General features: G+C 63.9%; 3 protein-coding genes. 1 reads left to right on the top strand and 2 read right to left on the bottom strand.

The window, feature by feature from the left end; genetic code table 11:
* The first annotated feature begins 474 nt into the window (after positions 1 to 474).
* The gene (locus tag QZY01_RS01890; protein WP_294532661.1) at positions 475 to 2,232 is read left to right on the top strand and encodes a metallophosphoesterase; all 1,758 of its coding nucleotides are present in this window, start codon (positions 475 to 477) and stop codon (positions 2,230 to 2,232) included.
* Between the two features lie 612 nt (positions 2,233 to 2,844).
* On the opposite strand, the gene QZY01_RS01885 is transcribed toward QZY01_RS01890, so the two are convergent.
* Complete coding sequence (locus QZY01_RS01885) at positions 2,845 to 3,444, bottom strand: PEP-CTERM sorting domain-containing protein (protein WP_294532660.1); 600 nt, start codon at positions 3,442 to 3,444, stop codon at positions 2,845 to 2,847.
* Positions 3,445 to 3,500: 56 nt separating this feature from the next.
* The coding region (locus QZY01_RS01880; RefSeq protein WP_294532658.1) for a hypothetical protein at positions 3,501 to 3,881 on the bottom strand (381 nt) is incomplete at its 5' end.

Below are 3,881 nucleotides of genomic sequence, written 5' to 3'. Positions count from 1 at the left end.
GGGTCTTGGACATGGAAGTAACCTCCTCGTCCGACCACTCCCTCCCAGCGTCCCGCCCCTGCGGGCCATGAGAATACAACGTGCTCGCGGCGCTGAAGCTCCGAAACGCAGATACCGGCCGTTCCAAATGGCGGCCCGTAGCCCGCGCGCCGCAGGACGGCCCTTCCCCTATTCAAACCAAAATCCCGATTTTTCGTCGATCTCGCGGCCATCCCGATTGGCGCCAAGGTCGACACCATCGCTGCGCAAATCGTTTTGGTGAAATCAGCTTTATAGGCGACGGATCACGCCTGTTTGCGCGGCGTTCCGCCAGGTCAGAGCGGATCGCGGTCGCGAAGTTTGAGCCTTGGGCCGACGCCCGGACACCGGTAGAAAAGTTTATCGGTAGCGACCAACCGATCAAATTGCCGGCCGTCAGCCCCGCGCTGCTGCAATCGGCTGGCGCCGTCCCTGGCGACCGTTTATGGTCAGGCTATGATCTTGGATCCGCGCCTCGGAGACGCCGAAGACGACATCTCGAGCCCGAAGGCGCGCTCCCTGGCGGCTCTGGGCGTGCGCATGTTCGCCGAGATCAGCCCGATCAAGTTGCTGTTCGCGTTTGCAATCCTGGTGGTGGCTCCGGCCCTGACCCTCGGCCTCGCGCCGATCGTTGTCGGGGCCTGGTTCGCGACAGTGTCGCGGGTGGTTCAGACGGTGACCGGCCTCGGCTCGCTCGTCGCCATCGGCGGATCGCTGCTGCTGCTGCGCTATGCAAGGCTGCCCTTGTTCCGGATCCTCGAAAACAATTTCTGGTCACTGAATTCCATCCTCGTGCAACCCGGCTACGTGTTGTTTCGGGAAATCCTTCGCCAAGCCGTCGACCAGCGCATGCCCGATCGAGACGCCGTGGGCGAACGGGACCGCGTCCGGCGCCGCAATCACGTCATGTCGCTCAGCGCCGCGCTCCTCTTGTGCGCTGTCTGCGCAATGGTCGCCGTCGCCGTCTGGGGCGCCACGCGTTGGACCGGCGCGCCCGCCGATCTGTTGCGGCCGAGCCGGCTGCTTCTGCCGGCGCTCGCCAATGCTGTCGTGCTCGTCGCCGTTTATGCCGCCTTCGCCGCGCTGCTCGCCGGACTCGCCGACGCCGCCATGGATCCGGCGCGCGACATTGCTGCGTTTGATCTCCCGCGCGCAGACGTGCGCGTCTGGCGCGTCGCCCATCTGTCCGACGTCCACGTCGTCGGCGAGCAGTTCGGTTTTCGGATCGAGAGCGGACGCGACGGCGCCCGAGGCAACCGACGTTTCGAGGCGACGCTCGAACGCCTGGCGGCCCTTCATGCGGTCGAACCGATCGACATGATTCTCGTCACTGGCGACGTCACCGATGCCGGCCGTTCGACCGAATGGGCGGAATTCCTCGAACTGATAAAACTTTACCCAGCCCTCGCCGGTCTCCTCGCAGTGGCGCCGGGCAATCACGACGTCAACATCGTCGATCGCGCCAATCCGGCCCGCTTCGAACTGCCCTTCGGCGCTGGCAAGCGCCTGCGCAAGATCCGGGTTTTGTCGGCGCTCGATGCGATCCAGGGAGACCGGGTGCTGGTTGTCGGCGCCGGACCATCGCCGACGATGACGACCCTGCGCGAAAAGCTTGCGCCCCATCGCGCGCGGCTCGCCAAGGCGGCGGTCACCGGCGCCCGCAAAGGGAGCATGGAGTTTGACCGGCTGTGGACCGACTGCTTTCCCCAAATTCTGCCGCCGAGCGAAAAGGATGGCCTTGGGGTCCTGCTGCTCGACACCAACGCCGAGACCCATTTTTCCTTCACCAATGCGCTGGGGCTTCTGACGGGGCGTCAGGCTACCGCCATGGAAGCCGTTTTCCGGCGATGGCCGCACGCTTGTTGGATCGTCGCCCTTCATCATCATGTGGTCGAATATCCCGGTGAGACCATCCCGTTGTCGATGCGGATTGGCACCGCGTTGATCAACGGCAGTTGGATGGTCCGACAACTCAAGCGCCACGGCCATCGGCTGGTGGTGATGCACGGTCATCGCCATTTCGACTGGATCGGGCATTGCGGTCCAGTCCGGATCGTCTCGGCGCCGTCCTCGGTGATGAATGGTTCGAAGATCGAGGAGGGATATTTTCTTCTGCACCGCCTTCAATCCGCGGAGCGCCGGCTCGGTGTGCTGACGCCGGAGCGCATTTCGCTGGTAAATGCGAGCGCCGCACCGATGGCCCACGAAGTTTAATGGCTGTCGTTGGATCAACGCTGTGTCGGCTTTTGGGTCTTGGTTGTGTGAAAAGGGTCATGACGGCCCGATGAGCGGCCCCAGATATCGTACCGGGTGACTCTATATCTCGTGGGTAACCGTGGGGAAGGGCCGGAGAGTTATTCGAAGATGCCCTCCGAGGCCAGCCGGCAAGCCTGGGCCTCGTTTCCGCCCGTCGTTAGGCCATGGGCAATCGCGACGGCGGGAACCGGCTCTTTTGCGGCGTTCCCGATCAGGTCGGCGACTGTCACATCACGGACCCGAAAGCGCTCATTCCCGCTTGCTTTTCATCGTCCGCAGCCGCGCCGTCACCGGTCATTCCTGCGCCGGAGGGAATGCGTAATCGTGACCCTAAACGGACCGTGGCCAATATCTCCCGCTTCCCCAAGGAGCTGCACGAAGCGGTCGTTCGAGATTAACGCGCTTTATTCTTTGCGCCTGGTCGGCGCGACTTGCACCGAAAGAGAGACCGTCAACTGGACCTATCCGTCGAGCCCTGCTCGCCACGAAGGCGAAAATCGAGTCAATGACGAAACTCGGCCCGAAGGCCGCCGTCTGGTTGGCATCCTCCGACGATGGCGCCGCCGCCTTTCAGGCGATCGCCGCCGGGCTCTGTTTCGTCTTGCGGCGGCCAAGAAAGCCGAGGCCCGCGAGGCCGAGCAGCATCAGCGTCCAGGTCGAGGGTTCGGGGACGCCGCCCGAGACGGGAGGCGGAGACAACTCGGTTACCAGGAGCCCGCTCGGGGCGGCGCCGCCGCCAAATAGGTCGTTGCTGAAGAGAAAATTGACGCTGTAGGACTGGCCCGCCTTCGTGGCGAAACTCTGTGCATAGGTGTCGTAGGCGCCCGCGGCGGACGACCCGAAAACAAGAGCGGGAACCGACGTCCCGTCGTCGTAGGTGAACGTGTTCGTGAACAGGGGAGGGGCCGGCGTCAAGGTCCAGGACGCGCCGAGCAGATTGGCCCCGGCGCCGTTCAGAAAGACGCCGATGTTGGTGGTCTGCTCGAAATCCAGAATTTGATAGCCGCCGATCGAGATCGTGGTGAGCGGACCGGCGGCGGTGAAAGCAAGGGAATAGGCGGTGTCCGTCTGATCCGGCGGATCGGTCAGGTTGAGCAAGGTCGAAGCCCGCGCCTGCGGCGGCGCCAGCAACGCGCAGGCCAGGACGGCCGCCGCAAGGGATGTGGTCATTTTCATATTCATTGCCCCCAAGTCCATGTTTGAAGCCATTGTCGCCGGGATCTTCCTCAAGCGTGGAACGAGAATTCGTTGTGATAGGGCGCCCCGGGCTTTTCGAAAGCGGCGACCGATACGCCCGCCAGCGTCAGCGTCGCGCCCGAGGTCTGCGAGACGAAGCTGATGCTGCCGCCGGCCCCGGTATGCGCGTCCGAGAGCAAAGTCGCCCAGTCCGCGAAGTCGGATTTCGCCAGCGAGATCGTGTCGTTCGACGCGACGCCGCCATGCGTGGCGAATTCCGAGATCGTCGCCGTCTTGAAGCCGGCGCCGAAAACGAAGCTCTCGTTCAGGCCGCCGCCCTTGATCGTGCTCGTGGTCCCGCCGCCGATGTTGAAGACGAGGCCATTGCCGTAACCGACGTAGGAGCTGGAGCCGCTGGCGTTGGCGACATC

Source organism: uncultured Rhodoblastus sp., assembly GCF_903903185.1.
Taxonomy (GTDB): Bacteria; Pseudomonadota; Alphaproteobacteria; order Rhizobiales; family Beijerinckiaceae; genus Rhodoblastus.
This window is presented reverse-complemented; position numbering and strand designations above follow the sequence as displayed.

Coding starts and splice junctions, on each gene's coding strand:
- QZY01_RS01890 (WP_294532661.1), top strand. CDS start 475: ATGATCTTGGATCCGCGCCTCGGAGACGCCGAAGACGACATCTCGAGC.
- QZY01_RS01885 (WP_294532660.1), bottom strand. CDS start 3,444: ATGACCACATCCCTTGCGGCGGCCGTCCTGGCCTGCGCGTTGCTGGCG.